Annotated in this window: 16 protein-coding genes; 12 read left to right on the top strand and 4 right to left on the bottom strand. The window is 55.8% G+C overall.

Annotation, left to right across the window (positions count from 1 at the left end):
- Positions 1-27: 27 nt before the first annotated feature.
- Together BUA49_RS06170 and tkt are read right to left on the bottom strand one after the other, a co-directional pair.
- A complete protein-coding gene (locus tag BUA49_RS06170; RefSeq protein WP_072796324.1) occupies positions 28-1,056 on the bottom strand; it encodes a type I glyceraldehyde-3-phosphate dehydrogenase in 1,029 nt (342 codons plus the stop codon).
- Complete coding sequence (gene tkt, locus BUA49_RS06165) at positions 1,056-3,056, bottom strand: transketolase (RefSeq protein ID WP_072796323.1); 2,001 nt, start codon at positions 3,054-3,056, stop codon at positions 1,056-1,058. Before tkt ends, BUA49_RS06170 begins: the two co-directional genes overlap by 1 nt.
- A gap of 256 nt (positions 3,057-3,312) precedes the next feature.
- Here tkt and BUA49_RS06160 point away from each other — a divergent pair, with 256 nt between their 5' ends.
- From BUA49_RS06160 to BUA49_RS06125, 9 genes are all read left to right on the top strand, one after another.
- A complete protein-coding gene (locus BUA49_RS06160) occupies positions 3,313-4,317 on the top strand; it encodes a metalloregulator ArsR/SmtB family transcription factor (protein ID WP_072796322.1) in 1,005 nt (334 codons plus the stop codon).
- 164 nt (positions 4,318-4,481) lie between these two features.
- A complete protein-coding gene (gene metK, locus BUA49_RS06155; protein ID WP_072796321.1) occupies positions 4,482-5,672 on the top strand; it encodes a methionine adenosyltransferase in 1,191 nt (396 codons plus the stop codon).
- Positions 5,673-5,734: 62 nt separating this feature from the next.
- On the top strand, positions 5,735-7,108 hold the full coding sequence (ahcY, locus tag BUA49_RS17635) for an adenosylhomocysteinase (protein ID WP_139248742.1): 1,374 nt from the start codon (positions 5,735-5,737) through the stop codon (positions 7,106-7,108).
- Positions 7,109-7,120: 12 nt separating this feature from the next.
- A complete protein-coding gene (metF, locus tag BUA49_RS17630) occupies positions 7,121-7,990 on the top strand; it encodes a methylenetetrahydrofolate reductase [NAD(P)H] (protein ID WP_139248741.1) in 870 nt (289 codons plus the stop codon).
- Positions 7,991-8,212: 222 nt separating this feature from the next.
- Positions 8,213-8,971, top strand: a complete 759-nt coding sequence (locus BUA49_RS06145; RefSeq protein WP_072797706.1) for a transporter substrate-binding domain-containing protein — start codon at positions 8,213-8,215, stop codon at positions 8,969-8,971.
- Between the two features lie 93 nt (positions 8,972-9,064).
- Positions 9,065-9,736 (top strand): amino acid ABC transporter permease, encoded by a 672-nt coding sequence (locus BUA49_RS06140; RefSeq protein ID WP_072796320.1) that lies wholly within the window; start codon positions 9,065-9,067, stop codon positions 9,734-9,736.
- A 13-nt stretch (positions 9,737-9,749) separates the two neighbouring features.
- Positions 9,750-10,496, top strand: coding sequence for an amino acid ABC transporter ATP-binding protein (locus tag BUA49_RS06135; protein WP_072796319.1), 747 nt, complete (start codon positions 9,750-9,752; stop codon positions 10,494-10,496).
- Between the two features lie 203 nt (positions 10,497-10,699).
- Complete coding sequence (locus BUA49_RS06130) at positions 10,700-10,903, top strand: type II toxin-antitoxin system VapB family antitoxin (protein ID WP_072796318.1); 204 nt, start codon at positions 10,700-10,702, stop codon at positions 10,901-10,903.
- Complete coding sequence (locus tag BUA49_RS06125) at positions 10,903-11,268, top strand: type II toxin-antitoxin system VapC family toxin (protein WP_072796317.1); 366 nt, start codon at positions 10,903-10,905, stop codon at positions 11,266-11,268. The genes BUA49_RS06130 and BUA49_RS06125 overlap by 1 nt, the downstream gene beginning before the upstream one ends.
- A gap of 100 nt (positions 11,269-11,368) precedes the next feature.
- On the opposite strand, the gene BUA49_RS06120 is transcribed toward BUA49_RS06125, so the two are convergent.
- Positions 11,369-11,758, bottom strand: a complete 390-nt coding sequence (locus BUA49_RS06120) for a hypothetical protein (RefSeq protein ID WP_072796316.1) — start codon at positions 11,756-11,758, stop codon at positions 11,369-11,371.
- Entirely contained in the window at positions 11,748-13,244 is a 1,497-nt protein-coding gene (locus BUA49_RS06115) for a type VI secretion system PAAR protein (RefSeq protein WP_072796315.1), read from the bottom strand. The genes BUA49_RS06120 and BUA49_RS06115 overlap by 11 nt, the downstream gene beginning before the upstream one ends.
- 262 nt (positions 13,245-13,506) lie before the next feature.
- Here BUA49_RS06115 and BUA49_RS06110 point away from each other — a divergent pair, with 262 nt between their 5' ends.
- Genes BUA49_RS06110 through BUA49_RS06100 form a run of 3 tightly spaced genes read left to right on the top strand, consistent with a single transcriptional unit; the run spans position 13,507 to position 16,838 of the window.
- A complete protein-coding gene (locus BUA49_RS06110) occupies positions 13,507-14,856 on the top strand; it encodes an adenosylmethionine--8-amino-7-oxononanoate transaminase (RefSeq protein WP_072796314.1) in 1,350 nt (449 codons plus the stop codon).
- A gap of 15 nt (positions 14,857-14,871) precedes the next feature.
- On the top strand, positions 14,872-15,612 hold the full coding sequence (locus tag BUA49_RS06105; protein WP_072796313.1) for a 16S rRNA (uracil(1498)-N(3))-methyltransferase: 741 nt from the start codon (positions 14,872-14,874) through the stop codon (positions 15,610-15,612).
- The gene (locus BUA49_RS06100) at positions 15,609-16,838 is read left to right on the top strand and encodes a hypothetical protein (RefSeq protein ID WP_072796312.1); all 1,230 of its coding nucleotides are present in this window, start codon (positions 15,609-15,611) and stop codon (positions 16,836-16,838) included. The genes BUA49_RS06105 and BUA49_RS06100 overlap by 4 nt, the downstream gene beginning before the upstream one ends.
- The last annotated feature ends 82 nt before the right edge of the window (positions 16,839-16,920 follow it).

The following is a 16,920-nucleotide window of genomic DNA, read 5'->3' as shown; positions in this document are numbered from 1 at the left end:
CGTTGTTTCAGGTTATTGGCAAAGAGTTTAGGTGCGGGACAGCCAGCTTTGGCTTACATCCAGCATACGGCTGGCAAATCCCCATTCGTTATCAAACCAGCAAAGCACTTTCACCATGGTGCCCCGGGTTACGCGGGTCTGGCCGCCGTCTACAACGCCGGAGTGGACGTCGTGGTTGAAGTCGGAGCTGGCCAGCAGTTCATCGGTATAGCCGAGTATGCCTTTTAGTGGGCCGTTTGCGGCTTCTTTGAGCACCCGGTTTACTGAAGCCGCGTCGGTAGCTTCTCTCACGTTGAACACCATGTCGATGACGGACACGTTCATGGTGGGTACGCGCAGAGCCACGGAACTGAAGCGGCCTTCCATGTGAGGCAGCAGCCGTTCAACGCCTCGCGCCAACCCGGTGTCCACCGGCACTATGTTGTGCAGTGCACTGCGAGTAAGGCGCAGATCCTGATGGTGGTAGGCGTCGATCACCGGCTGATCGTTCATGGCAGCGTGAATGGTGGTCGTACTGCCCTGCTCTACGCCAAAGGCTTTATCGAGCACAGAAATCACAGGCACAAGACAGTTGGTGGTGCAGGAACCTGCTGCCACGATCCGGTCTGCCTCCGTAATTTCTGCCTGGTTAATGCCGAAGACCACCGTGCGGTCAACATCCGATTCTGCCGGCTGGGAAAACAGCAACCGTTTCGCGCCCGCTTGAATATGGCGTTCGGCGGTAGCCCGGTCTGAGTAGGAACCCGAGCATTCCAGCACCAGATCGATATCCAGCTCACTCCACGGCAGTTCTGCCGGATCGGAATGGCGAAGCACCCGAATGGGGTCGCCATTGATGATCAGGTCCTGTCCCTGCACCGCAATGCTTCCGGAGAACCGACCATGGGTGGAATCGTAGCGGGTCAGGTGTGCGATGGTGTCGATATCAGAAAGCTCGTTAATCGCGACCACCTGAAGGTGATCGCGAAAACCGTTTTCGTAAAGAGCACGCAACACGCACTGGCCAATACGGCCATACCCGTTGATAGCAATACGAAAGGGCGCGGAGGCTGTCATCAGGCGTCCAGCAGTTCCGCTGCCACTTCGAGGATGTTGTCCACGGTAAAGCCGAACTCCTTGAACAATTCGCCGGCTGGCGCGGATTCACCGAAGGTGGTCATGCCCACAATGCGACCGTCGAGGCCCACGTACTTGTACCAGTAATCAGCGATCGCCGCTTCGATGGCGATGCGGTTAGTGACTTCCAGCGGCAGTACCTGTTGCTTGTACTCGGCGCTCTGGGCATCGAATACGTCGGTAGAGGGCATGGAGACAACGCGTACTTTCTTGCCCTGTTCACGCAACTTGGTTGCGGTATCCTGCGCCAGGCCTACTTCGGAACCGGTGGCAATCAGGATGAGATCGGGCGTGCCTTCGCTGCCGGACAATACGTAGCCGCCTTTGGCCACATCGGCCAACTGCTGGGCGTCGCGCGCCTGGCCGGGCAGCCCCTGACGGGAGAACACCAGGGCCGTCGGGCCGTCTGTGCGCTCCAGAGCTGACTTCCAGGCTACGGCAGATTCTACCGCGTCAGCCGGGCGCCATGTGCTCATGTTCGGGGTGGTACGCAGGCTGGCGAGCTGTTCAACCGGCTGGTGAGTCGGGCCGTCTTCGCCAAGACCAATGGAATCGTGGGTGAAAACATAGATAGTGCGCTGCTTCATCAATGCGGCCATGCGCACGGCGTTACGGCAGTATTCCATGAAGATCAGGAAGGTTGCGCCGTAAGGTACGAAACCACCGTGCAAGGCGATGCCGTTCATGATGGCGGCCATGCCGAATTCGCGCACACCGTAATAGATGTAGTTGCCGCTGGCGTCGTCTTTGGTCACGCCTTTTGAGCCGCTCCAAATGGTGAGGTTGGAGCCGGCCAGGTCGGCGGAGCCGCCTAGCAGTTCCGGCAGCAGCGGGCCATAGGCGTTCAGGGTGTTCTGGGAAGCCTTGCGGCTGGCGATGGTCTCGCTCTTGTCCTGACATTCCTGAATGTAAGCCTGGGCTTTTTCAGAGAAGTCGGCGGGCAGATCACCGGCCATGCGGCGTTTGAACTCGGCAGCCAGTTCCGGCTCGGCTTTTTCATACGCTGCGAAGGCTTCGTTCCAGACGTTTTCTGCACTGGCACCTTTTTCTTTGGCATTCCAGGCCTGGTAAATGTCGGTCGGAATTTCAAACGGGCCATGAGCCCAGCCCAGCGCTTCGCGGGTCAATGCGATTTCATCATCGCCCAGCGGAGCACCGTGACAATCTTCTGTGCCCTGCTTGTTGGGCGAGCCGAAACCGATAACGGTCTTGCAGCAGATCAGTGTGGGCTGCTCGGTGTTGGCGCGGCCCGCTTCAACGGCTGCACGAATAGCATCCGAGTTGTGGCCATCTACGTTGGCAATAACCTGCCAGCCGTATGCTTCAAAGCGCTGGGGAGTGTTGTCGGTAAACCAGCCGTCGACTTCGCCATCAATAGAGATGCCGTTGTCGTCGTAGAACATGATCAGTTTGCCCAGGCCCAGCGTGCCCGCCAACGAAGACACTTCGTGAGAGATGCCTTCCATCAGGCAGCCATCGCCCAGGAATGCGTAGGTGTGGTGATCAACAATGTTATGGCCTGGGCGGTTGAACTGCGCCGCCAGCGTTTTCTCTGCCAGCGCGAAGCCCACTGCGTTCGCCATGCCCTGCCCCAGCGGGCCGGTGGTGGTTTCTACACCCGGGGTGTAGCCGTACTCCGGGTGGCCCGGTGTTTTTGAATGCAGCTGCCGGAAGTTTTTGATGTCATCGATGGAAACGTCGTAACCGCTCAGGTGCAGCAGTGAGTACTGCAGCATGGAGCCATGGCCATTGGAGAGTACAAAACGGTCGCGGTTGGCCCACTGTGGATTCGCCGGGTTGTGGCTCAGGTAATCGTTCCACAGCACCTCGGCGATATCCGCCATGCCCATGGGCGCACCCGGGTGGCCGGATTTGGCTTTCTGAACCGCATCCATGCTCAGCGCGCGAATGGCGTTGGCGAGATCTTTACGAGAGGGCATTGACGTTTCTCCAGTGTTTTTCAAGGAAATAGGGGGTAATCCAGAGCTTTTAACGGGGCGATCAAAAGCCGCTCAAAAATAAGTCGCGTATTTTCGCCGATTAGGGCATGCCGGGGCAAATCGTGATGTAGATTCTGTGTGAATATCCTGACGCGGATACCCGAAAGGGATTGATTTCAAAGAACGATAAATCTATATCAAAAAACTTTGATATGGCTATTGATTGAACACCTCAACCCACTTACACTCCGCAACCATGACAAGCTTAAGTGCACACGCTGACCAAATATCCTCCGTGGATGTCCTTGCCCCGATCTTCAAGGCAAGCGGCGACCCGTTGCGCCTGGAGATACTGCGTGTGCTGCGGCGAGATACGTTTGGTGTGCTGGAGCTGAGCCAGCTGTTCGATATGCGCCAGTCCGGCATGAGCCATCATCTGAAGGTGATGCACAAAGCAGGGCTGGTGGAGCCGCAGCGTGAAGGCAACGCGATTTTCTATCGTCGCCCGCTGCATCTGGATAACGATAAGCCAACCGACCTGACCATTCGCCAGATTTTTGAAGCAGTAGATCGCGCGCCTTTACCCGCGTCTTTGCAGGAAAAGATTGAATCCATTCGTAACCAGCGTGCGAACCAGTCGCAAGCGTTTTTTTCCCGTTACTCAGAGCAGTTCCGGGAGCAGCAGGAACTGATTGCCGCCTTTGATCTGTACGCGGCGCCCGTAGCGGACATGATTCGCAAGCGGACACGCAAGAGCCAGTGGCAAACGGCTCTGGAAATCGGTCCCGGTGAAGGCGGTTTCCTGCCAGTGCTGTCCGAGCTTAGCGAGCACGTTGTTGGGCTGGATAACAGCCGGGACATGCTGGCCAAGGCAACGCGCACCTGCATTGATGAGCGCCTGAACAACGTTGACCTGATAGAAGGTGTAACCGACACCCTGCTGGCCCGCGGAGATGCGTTTGATCTTGTAGTGGCCAATATGGTGTTGCACCACGTACCTAGCCCGGCAGACATTTTTCTGGATGCCGCCGCGCTGATGAACAACGGCGCCTGCCTGGTTGTCAGTGACCTGTGCAGGCACGACCAGAACTGGGCGAAAGACAACTGCGGCGACCTCTGGCTTGGTTTTGAACCGGAAGAGCTCACTGCCTGGGCCGCGGCAGCAGGCCTGAAGGCCGGAGAACAACTGTTTATCGGCTTGCGTAACGGGTTTCAGGTTCAGGTAAGAGAATTCTGGAAAACCCAAACGCCGTTACGATGATTCACTCCTGATGAACAAAGAGCGTCAGGGGAATATCAAAAAACTTTGATATTGGTGTAAGTAGTAATACTTACGTTGTTGAACTCAAATAAATACTACGCCGCTGCCTGCGACATCGCACAGGAACCGGCAAGATTTCAAAACGCTCACAGAGGAGCAAACCTATGTCTGACTACAGCATCTTCACCTCCGAATCGGTCTCTGAAGGCCACCCGGATAAACTGGCTGACCAGATCTCCGACGCCGTTCTCGATTGCATCCTGACGAGCGACCCGCACGCCCGCGTGGCCTGCGAAACCATGGTGAAAACCGGTGTTGCCATCGTAGGTGGTGAGGTCACAACCAGCGCGTGGGTGGACCTGGAAGACCTGGTTCGCGGTGTGATCAAAGACGTTGGTTATACCTCCTCAGACGTCGGTTACGACGGCGACACCTGCGGCATTATCAACATCATCGGCAAACAGTCGGTGGATATCGCCCAGGGCGTCAACCGCCAGAAGCCGGAAGACCAGGGCGCCGGCGACCAGGGCCTGATGTTCGGCTACGCCAGTAACGAAACCGAAGTGCTGATGCCTGCGCCGATCACCTTCGCCCACCGTCTTGTAGAGCGCCAGGCCGAGGCGCGCAAGAACGGCATACTGCCGTGGCTGCGCCCGGATGCAAAGAGCCAGGTAACCTGCCGCTATGAGAACGGCAAGGTTGTGGGTATCGACGCCGTTGTGCTCTCTACCCAGCACGATCCCGACGTTACCCAGGCGGATCTGCAGGAAGCCATCATGGAACTGGTAGTGAAAAACGTGCTGCCTCCCGAGCTTCTGCACAAAGACACCCAGTACCACATCAACCCCACCGGCAAGTTCGTTATCGGCGGCCCGGTTGGTGATTGCGGCCTGACTGGCCGCAAGATCATTGTAGACACCTACGGCGGCATGGCCCGCCACGGTGGCGGCGCCTTCTCCGGCAAAGACCCCTCGAAGGTTGACCGCTCAGCCGCATACGCTGGCCGTTACGTCGCCAAAAACCTCGTCGCCGCCGGCCTGGCCGACAAGTGCGAGATTCAGGTTTCCTATGCCATCGGTGTGGCACAGCCTACTTCAATCTCCGTGAACACCTTCGGCACCGGCAAAATCGGCGACGACAAGATCATCGAGCTTGTTCGCCAGCACTTCGACCTGCGTCCTTATGCGATCACCAACATGCTCGACCTGCTGCACCCGATGTACCGGGCCACAGCGGCCTATGGCCACTTCGGCCGCGAGCCATACGAGATGACCGTTGGCGGCAAAACCTTCACGGCGTTCCCGTGGGAGAAAACCGATCGTGCCGCAGCGCTTAAAGACGCAGCTGGTATCTAAATATTTTTTGGGCGTATTGATGATTTCAATCGCCAAAACAGAACTAACCGGAGAACACAGATATGAGCAACTTCGAAGACTTCAAAGTCCGCGATATTTCCCTTGCAGGCTGGGGCCGTAAGGAAATCAAGATCGCCGAAGGCGAAATGCCCGCCCTGATGGCGCTGCGCGAAAAGTACAAAACAGAGCAGCCGCTGAAAGGCGCCAACGTTATGGGCTGCATCCACATGACCATCCAGACAGCCGTGCTGATCGAAACGCTGATCGAACTGGGTGCGGATGTACGCTGGTCATCGTGCAACATCTTCTCCACCCAGGACCAGGCTGCTGCAGCCATCGCGGCGCAGAACATCCCGGTGTTTGCCTGGAAGGGCGAAACCGACGAAGAATACGACTGGTGCCTCGAGCACACCATCGGTGCAGACGTTGAAGGCTGGGAACCCAATATGATTCTGGACGACGGCGGCGATCTGACTGCCCTGCTCCACGAAAAGTACCCGGAAATTCTGGCCAACTGCCACGGTGTGACAGAAGAAACCACCACAGGTGTGCATCGCCTGCAGGAAATGCTGCGCGATGGAACCCTGAAAGTTCCCGCAATCAACGTGAACGATGCCGTAACCAAGGCAAAGAACGACAACAAATACGGTTGTCGTCACAGCCTCAACGATGCCATCAAGCGCGGCACTGACCACCTGATGGCCGGCAAAAAAGCACTGGTTATCGGTTACGGTGATGTGGGCAAAGGTTCCGCTGCTTCCCTGCGTCAGGAAGGCATGATTGTAAAAGTGACCGAGGCCGATCCCATCTGCGCCATGCAGGCCTGCATGGACGGCTATGAAGTGGTTTCCCCGTACCTCAACGGCGTGAACACCGGCACTGAGGCAAGCGTAGACAAAGCACTGCTGCAAAATACGGATATCCTGGTGACCACCACCGGCAACATGAACGTGTGTGATGCGAACATGCTCAAGGCTCTGAAGTCTGGCGCGGTTGTGTGCAACATCGGCCACTTCGATAACGAAATCGATACCGCCTACATGCGCAAGAACTGGGAATGGGACGAGGTTAAGCCCCAGGTTCATGTGATCTACCGCGACAAGGCCGCTAACGACCATCTGATTCTGCTTTCCGAAGGCCGCCTGGTAAACCTGGGCAATGCTACCGGCCACCCGTCACGGATCATGGACGGCTCCTTCGCCAACCAGGTTCTGGCCCAGATGTACCTGTTCGAGCGCAAGTTCGCAGATCTGCCGGAAGATGCCCGCGCCAAGGGCGTTTATGTGCAGGTTCTGCCTAAGCATCTGGACGAAGAAGTGGCCCGAGCCATGGTTGAGGGTTTTGGTGGCGTGATCACCAAGATGACCCCGGAACAGGCGCAATACATCGGTGTACCGGTCGAAGGCCCGTACAAGCCGGAAAGCTACAAGTACTGATCGGAAACCAAGATGCAATCCCAGAAACAGTTCAAACGCCGCTTCAGCTTTGAGTTTTTCCCGCCCAAGACCGACCAGGGCAAGGAAAAACTCCAGGTGGTGCGTGATCAGCTTGCGGGGGTGAATCCGGATTTTTTCTCGGTCACCTTCGGTGCAGGCGGTTCCACCCGGGACCGCACCATTGAAACCGTGCTCAGCCTGCATCAGCAGGGCATTTCCACCGCACCACATCTCTCTTGCGTCGGTGGTACGCGGGAAGGTATATCGGAGCTGTTGGATCTGTACAAAGAGAACGGCATCAACCGGATTGTCGCCCTTCGGGGTGACATGCCTTCAGGCATGGGAGCCGCCGGCGAGATGCGCTACGCCAATGAGCTGGTTGCGTTTATCCGCGAGCACAGCGGCGATCACTTCAATCTGGAAGTAGCGGCCTACCCGGAGTTTCATCCCCAGGCCCGCAATGCCGAAGAAGATCTGAAAAACTTCGCCCGCAAGGTGGAGGCTGGCGCCAACAGCGCCATTACCCAGTACTTCTTTAACGCTGACAGCTACTTCTACTTCATCGACCGGCTGGAAAAGCTCGGAGTGACCATTCCGGTGGTGCCGGGCATCATGCCCATCGTGAACTTTTCCAGCCTGGTACGCTTCTCCGATATGTGCGGTGCGGAAATACCGCGCTGGATTCGCAAGCAGCTTGAAGCCTACGGCGACGACAAAGAGAGCATCCGTAAGTTCGGCGAGGAAGTGGTCACAGATATGTGTGAAAAGCTTTTGAAAGCCGGGGCTCCGGGGTTGCACTTCTATACTTTGAACCAGGCAGAGCCCAGCATCAGCATCTGGAAAAACCTGGGAATTAGTGAGCGGGAGAAGATCGCTTTCTGAGCTTCCTACCCGCCCCCTCTGCCCAACCCTCTCCCGCAAGGGGAGAGGGAGTTACACACCCCACCCCAAGCAGTTGATTTCATGCGTTCATCTGAGTAATAGTCTAAGGTGTACGTGATGCAGTTCCACAAATGCTCCCCGGGAGTCACGGTCATCAACAGTGAACTTACCGGCCTGCCTTATCGGGCAAACGGAGCCTCACAAGAAAGAAAAGGAGAAAGCATGAGCACGAAATGGCTGAAAACACTGGGCACCGGCCTGGCACTCACCTTAGCCGCGGGAACCGTCAGCGCTGAAACCCTGCGCGTGGCTACCGACCCCAGCTTTGTTCCGTTCGAGATGCTGGACCAGGAAACTGGTGAGATGATCGGGTTCGATATGGAAATCATCGCCGAAGTCGCTCAGCGCGCTGGCTTTGATTACACGATCAACACCATGGACTTTAACGGCATTATTCCCGCCCTGCAGACAGGCAACGTGGATATCGCCATTGCCGGCATTACCATTACAGCCGAGCGTGAGAAAATCGTTGATTTCTCTGACCCATACTACGATTCCGGTTTGAGAATTCTGGTTCGCAACGACAACAACGACGTAACGGAACTGTCCGACCTTGAAGGCCTGAAGATCGGCTCCAAAATCGGTAGCACAAGCTACGACTTCCTGAAGAAAAACCTGGATAAGAACGACGGTGTAACCCCGTATCCAGGCAGCGCAGATATGTACATGGCACTGATGTCCGGCGCCGTAGATGCAGTGTTCTACGACGCCCCGAACGTCGGCTACTTCGCCCGCACCAAGGGTGAAGGTAAAGTCAGAACCATTGGCAAACTGTACGAAGGCCAGCAGTACGGCATCGCGCTTAAAAATGGCAGTGAGTGGGTTGACGAGGTCAACAACGCCATCGCCTCGATGCAAGAAGACGGAACCTACAAAACCATCTACGAAAAGTGGTTTGGCCCGATGCCTGAAGGCAAGTAAAGGCTGAAAGGGCCGCCAGGCCCTTTCCTTTTGTAGCGTCGGGGCAACTAGCCCCGGCGACTTCTGACTCCAACCCCTGCGGAGACGCGCACTGTGGAATCCCAGTTCCAATTTGACTGGCAGGCAGCCATCGACTCTATTCCCTTTCTGATCAAGGGGATCCCCTACACTCTGATGATTTCATTTGGCGGCCTGATTATCGGCTTTGCCCTGGGCATCTTTTTTGGCCTGCTGAGCATCAACAAAAAATGGTTTCTTAAATGGCCCGCGACGGCCTACATCGAAATCTTTCGCGGTACCCCGATTCTCGTTCAGGTTCTTTTTATCTTTTACGGCCTGCCCGATCTGATCGGTGGCCCTATCGATCCTCTTACCGCGGGCATTGCCGCGATCGCGCTGAACTCGGGCGCTTACATTTCTGAAGTGGTACGTGGTGGCGTTCAGTCCATCGCCAAGGGCCAGACCGAAGCCGGCGTGTCTCTCGGCCTCTCCCGCACTCAGACATTCTGGTCAATCACCTGGCCGCAGGCCTTCCGACGCATGATTCCGCCGCTTGGCAACCAGGCTATCGTCAGTATCAAGGACACTTCCCTGTTCTCGGTTATTGGCGTGGGCGAACTCGTGCGCCAGGGCCAGATCTACATTGCCAGCACCTTCACCGCCTTTGAGGTGTATTTCGTGGTCGCGATTATGTATCTGGCCATCACTCTCTCGCTGTCCCTGATTCTCCGCTTGATTGAACGGCGCGGACTGGCCTCTGTCTGAAGGAACCTGACCCATGACTCAGATTGTAAAAATGAAGGGCATGAACAAGTACTTCGGCAAGGTACATGTCCTTAAAGATATCGATTTATGTGTAGAACAAGGCGAAGTGGTAGTGATTATTGGCGCCAGTGGTTCCGGTAAGTCCACCCTGATCCGCTGCGTGAACGGCCTTGACGACTTCGAGTCTGGCCACCTGGAAGTAGAAGGCCAGGCACTTGCCCCGAACGGCGGCAACCAGCAAGCCCTCTCGGCAATCCGTAAAGAAGTCGGCATGGTGTTCCAGCAGTTCAACCTGTTCCCTCACCTGACGGTGAAAAAGAACATCATGCTGGCGCCCCAGAAAGTCAAAAATGCGCCGCAAACCGTCGCGAATGCCACAGCGGAGCGCCTGCTGGAACGGGTTGGCATCAGCAGCCAGGCCGACAAATACCCCAGCCACCTCTCCGGCGGCCAGCAACAACGCGTTGCAATCGCACGCGCCCTGGCCATGGAACCGCGCCTGATGCTGTTCGATGAGCCCACCTCGGCGCTGGACCCGGAAATGATCGGCGAAGTGCTGGACGTGATGCGCGAACTGGCAAAAGAAGGCATGACCATGATGGTGGTCACCCACGAAATGGGCTTCGCCCGCGAAGTGGCCGACCGTGTGATCTACATCCACGAAGGCCAGATTGTGGAGGAAGGCAAGCCGGACGACGTGTTCGACAACCCCCAGAACGAACGCACTCAGGCGTTTCTTTCGCGGGTGCTGGCGCACTGACTGCTTAGCGAGTTTTACATACCTTTGCCTGAACCAAGCCCCTGTGAACTTTTATAGCTCACAGGGGCTTGGTTTTTGATGCCCTATACCTGCCAGGTAAAGCGCAAAGTCGAAGACGCAGCACTTGGCGATTTATTGATCACACTGTCTTTTGATGCTATAAACGATGCATAACGTCATCAAAATAGAAATCAGGAGAAGCCATGCGCACCACCGTGACAATCGACGAAGAGCTTTACCAACAGGCGCTGGACATGGCTGACCCAGGCATGGATAAAGCGGAACTCTTTCGGGAAGCAATCAAAACGTTTGTAAGAGTCCGTGCAGCCAAACGCTTGGCCGCCTTGGGCGGCTCTGCCCCCGACATGGAGACAATTCCCCGCCGCCATGAGGACGCCTCAGCATAATGAATGTACTGGTTGATACGTCGGTTTGGGTAAATCACTTCCGCAATCACAACACAGTGCTCACCAACCTATTGCTTTCTGACAGAGCACTCACCCACCCCATGGTGGTCGCCGAGCTTGCCTGCGGCACACCACCAGAGCCACGTAAACAAACCTTGGGCGATATCGGCTTGCTTCAGCCCGCAACGCAGGCAAACCTGAACGAAGTCAGAGAGTTGATTGAGCGGGAACAACTCTATGGCCTCGGCTGTGGCTTGATAGATATCGCACTGCTGGCATCCACATTGATCACACCCGATGCCCGGCTATGGACCTTTGACAAACGGCTGGCAGGCTTGGCATTGCGGCTTGATGCGAGCTTTTGAGTCAGAAATGGCTAAATCGACGACCAGACTTTGTTGAATAACCAAACCGCTTGTACAGAATTCGTCACCGCTTTTCAGGCATAGCAAAACTCAGGTTTCGTCATTCAAAATCCATAGAGAGACCAACCGAAAAAAACACAATGCCGGAGAGCAAAAATACAATGTGCGGCACAGTCGCCCACAACTTGAGGCTCAATGGTAGTGGTTCGAGTTCATCACCGTAGCGTGCAGAGAGCTTTGCACCATATTTCGGGATTCTCCTATACGCAAAAAAAGCAAACACATGAAGCGACCGCATCCATCGCCCAATAGGTCCGCCGCCGAAGGTCATCCTCACAGAATCGATCAGCTTTCCTGCTGTTCCGATTCGCAGTTCCACATCGGCAATCCTGGGGAAAGCAATCGTCACGATAAAAATCACGGAGAGCAGTCCGATTGGCAGAGATATCATCAATGCATATTCCCAAAATGTAACTGCACTATTCTCCATCAGTGACAACCTTCCTCATCAAATTACCGGCATTTCTCCCGACCGTTCCGCCTAACTGCCCCCCAACTGCCGAGCCAATTCCACCCACAATAATCACGCAAGCGACGCCTCCTACCCCCGCAGAAGCTACTCCAAGCAAGCCGCAGCCCACTGCTGCAGTGGAGCCTAATGCGCCCCCGAATGCGCCCCCTGAAAAACGCCCATATTCTTGATATGTCGCGACTTCACATTGCTCTTTGCTTCCAAATGTACAAACCTGCTCAAGCCGCTGATCCATAGCCCAATAGTCGAGCCCTAAAGCCACGTATCCAACACCCTGAGCATACCTGGCAGCACTCGCCAACCTCGAATAATGCGTGCCGTAGCCAGGGATACCGCCTATGCCCTTGGCCTTCCATTCATGCACAATACTCTTGGACGACAACCCCAACGCCCGCTTGAGTTTCGCATTATCATCCAGTGACATCCCTTTTCTAGCCACTTTACCAAGCGCAAAATCCAACTTAGTGAACAGTCGTTGCCGCCGCTCAAAAAAATCCGGATGGCTGAGTGTTCCATGCTTTCGGAAGGTATCTTGATGCAGGACCTCCAGTTCCTTCAATGTGGAGGTAATACTTTTAATCTGCTGGCCAATCATTGTCGCACCCACGCCAAGACCTGTTGCGGCATTGGAGGTCATCATTTCCAGCAAGTCGTAGTGATCGACAATGAATTGGGCTTCCTGCTCGCTGAGCTGGCGGACTTCCTGATTGACCTGCCCGGCAACCTGCATCAGGTCACTTTCTTTGCTGGTGCATTCCAAGCTGTTCGGATCGGCGATTACAATCATTTCACTGGGCACGGCTCGGCTTCCCAAGCCCGGGTTGAAGCGCTCAAAATTATCTGGTTTTGCAGACGCATCGCCATAGAGCAACGTGAGTAATTCGTTTTTGCTCATGGGCTGACGAACGACATGAAAGCCCGGCTCGCTCAACGTCTGATCCTGCTTCTCGGCAGGCTCGCCTGAAGCTTCCTCGACGGAACTCAAGCTCGCAACAGAGACTGGAGATTGCTGCAGCGCCGCCGGCTGGCTGAGAGCTTCCGCCGTTTCGGCAGCAGATGTTTGCTCCTGCATAGACGAAGCCTGAACGACTGCAGAAGCACTCCTGGCGGGTGATGCCATGGGCGACATTCCCGAAAACGCCGCCGGCGAATGCGTATCCCCAATAACCACCGAACCAGAACCAATCGTCACGCCCCCACAGGAAATCGCGCCGCCTGTGACAGCAGCGGGTATGCCATTGATCAATACGGTGCCAGAACCGGCTGCAATTGCGCGCGGGTGTGGAGGGTGTTTGGGTTTGGAGTGAGGCGCCAGGGGATCGCCAACCCGGGCTACGGGCTTGCCATCAATCAGCACATCGGGAGAGCCGGCAATCACCGGCGTAGGCGGGAAACCTTCGTGATCGGAGCCCAGGTCTCCGAGAAGCACAATAGCTTTGCTCATGTCGCATCCTTTGCGTCAAATTTCGTCCTTGATGAATCATTACCTGTGAACGAGCAATACTCGCTCCGGCGATGAAGCGCCTATCTTATACCGCACGCTCTGTGTGACCAAATCACTTGAACTCACAAGGTGATGCGGAAGAGCAGTTAGCTGCCAGTGCCCGGTGGCACAGTAGTCAGTGCCCGCTGTTAACTGTATTATCACTCAAGGTTAACAGCGCCAATTTATCACCTCAAAACCACCGCCTTATCGGAGAGCCCATATGCGCAATGCCGACCTCGTCGCCCGTGATCTTAAATCTGTGTGGCACCCCTGTACCCAGATGAAAGATCACGAAACACTGCCGCTCATTCCGATAAAAAGTGGCAAAGGCGTCTGGCTGGAGGATTTCGAGCAAAACCACTACATCGACGCCGTCAGCTCCTGGTGGGTCAACCTGTTCGGCCATACTAACCCGAGAATCAACGCAGCGATCCAGGAACAGATCGGTTCACTGGAGCACGCCATGCTGGCGGGTTTCACCCACGAACCGGTAATCAATCTGTCGGAGCGTTTGATCGAAGTAACGCCTCCGGGGCTGAACAAGTGCTTCTACGCTGATAACGGTTCTTCCGCCATCGAAGCCGCGCTCAAGATGAGCTATCACTTCTGGAAAAACCTGGGCAAACCCAGCAAGAAAAACTTTGTGAATTTGAGCAACAGTTATCACGGTGAAACGCTGGGTGCTCTGGCTCTGGGCGACGTTGCGCTTTACAAAGACACCTACCAGCCACTGCTGATGGAAGTACTCACCGCCCCCTCACCGGACGCCTACAACAAAGAACCCGGCGAAACCGACGAAGACTATGCCCTGCGGCAGTTCGAAGCGATGGAAGCTTTGCTGGCAGAAAAGCATCAAGAAATATGTGCCGTGGTGGTGGAACCGCTGATCCAGTGCGCCGGCGGCATGCGCATGCACCACCCGATCTACCACACCAAGCTGCGTGAAGCCTGTGATCGCTATGGCGTGCATTTAATCGCAGACGAAATTGCTGTAGGTTTTGGCCGCACCGGCACGATGTTCGCCTGCGAGCAGTCCGGGATCACCCCGGATTTCATGTGTCTTTCCAAAGGCCTGACCGCCGGCTACCTGCCACTCTCTGTAGTGCTGACCACCGATACCGTCTACAACGCTTTCTACGACGATTACCAGACTATGCGGGCGTTTCTGCACAGCCATAGCTACACCGGAAACCCCATCGGCTGTGCCGTCGCACTGGCGACTCTGGATATCTTCCGGGATGACAATGTGATCGAGAACAACCGCCGGCTCTCCACCTGCATGGCGGAGTCTGTTGCTCACCTCGCCGACCACCCGAACGTGGGAGATATCCGCCAGCATGGTATGACCCTGGCGGTAGAGATGGTTAAAGATAAAGCCTCAAAAACGCCCTTCCCCTGGCAGGAACGCCGTGGTTTGCGTGTTTATCAGCACTCTCTCACTCGCCAGGCCTTGCTTCGACCCCTGGGTAATGTGGTTTACTTCATGCCGCCTTACGTCATCACCGAAGATCAGATTCGCCATCTGGCCCAGGTCGCGACCGAAGGCATCGACATCGCCGTTCGGGACTGATCAAGGTAAACACAGATGCGCATCCCCAGAATTTATACCAATTCGCCACTGAGCGAAGGATCTCAAGCTGAACTGGATGAAAACGCCGCCCAGCATGTCGGCCGCGTATTGCGCATGCAGCCAGGACAGGAGCTGAAGCTGTTCAACGGCGACGGGCAGGATTACTCGGCTACGATTACCGAAGCCGGAAAGAAGCGGGTAGAAGTGCTCGTGAGAGCACCCGAAGCCAACCACACCGAATCGCCGTTACAGATCACCCTTGGCCAGACCTTGTCCAAGGGTGATCGCATGGATTACGCCGTCCAGAAAGCCGTTGAAATGGGTGTCACCTGCATAGTGCCACTCACCACCGAGCGCTGCGAGGTAAAGCTCAAAGGCGACCGCGAAGACAAACGCCTGCGCCACTGGCAGTCCGTTGCCGTGAGCGCCGCAGAACAATGCGGTCGCGCCCGGGTGCCCGAGGTCCTGCCGATTATGACCGTGGAGCAGTGGCTTGAGCACACCCGCGACTGCGACCTGCGCCTGGTACTGCATCACCGCACCGAACAGTCATTGGGGTCCATGGAAAAACCCGACAACGTAGCCTTGATGATCGGCCCCGAGGGCGGCCTGACGGCAGAGGAAATTGCCCTGGCGGAGAAGGAAGGATTTATGCCCGTTGCCCTGGGCCCCAGAGTTCTCAGAACGGAAACCGCTCCGGTCGCGGCCATGGCACTTTGCCAATGGTTGTGGGGCGATAGTGGGAGCCTCAAATGACAGGCCTGTTCACCAACCCGGAATTCTGGCAATACCTCAGTATCCCCGTTATTGCTGCACTCATTGGCTGGGCCACCAATTGGCTCGCCATCAAAATGACCTTCTTCCCACTGGAGTTCGTTGGCAAACCACCGCTGTTGGGCTGGCAGGGCATTATTCCCTCAAAAGCCCGAAAAATGGCCGCCATCAGTGTAGATGCCACGATCTCCAAAATCGGCACCGTGCGGGAAATCTTTCAGCAGATTGACCCCAGAGTACTCGCCACCCACATTGTCCACTCCGTTGACCCTCGTATCGAAGAGTACGTCGACGAACTGATGCTCAGAGAGCACCCCACCTTCTGGGAAAACCTCCCCGCCTCGGCGCGAAAAATGGTCTACGACCGGGTGCGAAAATCCACACCGCAACTCGTCGACAACCTGGTGGACGATATATCCGACAACGTCGAAGATCTTCTTGATATCAAAGGCATGGTGATCGACCGCCTCGCCGCTGATAAACAACTGCTGAACCGTATCTTTCTGGAATGCGGCGAAGTCGAGTTCCGCTTTATCGTGAACTCCGGCTTCTACTTCGGCTTTTTGTTCGGCCTGATTCAAATGGCTGCCTGGTACTTTTATCAGAGCTGGTGGGTACTGCCTGTTTTTGGGCTATTGGTAGGCTGGGCAACCAACTGGATCGCCCTGAACGTTATTTTCCGGCCCCTGCACGCCAAAAAAATCGGCCCGTTCCGCATTCATGGCCTGTTCCTCAAGCGCCAGCCCGAGGTGGCCGAATCCTTCTGCCACATAGTGACTCACGAAATCCTCACCGTCGGCAATATTATCAATGCCATATTGGAGGGCCCTAAAGGTGACCGCGCCCGCAATATGGTGAAAAAGCACATCAAGCCGCTGGTGGATGAGACCGCTGGCATGGGCAAGGCCCTGACCCAGATGGCATTCGGTCCAACCGGCTTTGCCACACTCAAGAATCAGGTGGGCGAAAAAGCCATCGAGATATCAAAAACTTCCTTTAACAATCCGATGTTTGAAACCGACCGTGCACGCGCCGTTGAGTCTATTATGGTGGAGCGGATGATCGCCCTCTCATCGGAAGAGTTCCAGGATCTGCTCCGCCCCTGTTTCCAGGAAGACGAGATTAAGCTGATTCTGGTAGGTGCAGCCCTCGGCTTTGCGGCAGGTATCTGTCAGCTCGTCTTTGTATTCGGTGGTGCCTTGATGTAAACCGTTTACTAACCGCAACGGGTTTAGCCTGTGCAAGCCTATGGCTGACCTCTATACTGCAGGCTACGTGGGTACATACTTT

The organism is Marinobacter antarcticus (assembly GCF_900142385.1).
Lineage (GTDB): Bacteria > Pseudomonadota > Gammaproteobacteria > Pseudomonadales > Oleiphilaceae > Marinobacter > Marinobacter antarcticus.
The sequence above is the reverse complement of the archived record's forward strand: the minus strand, read 5'-3'. Positions and strand labels throughout refer to the sequence as shown.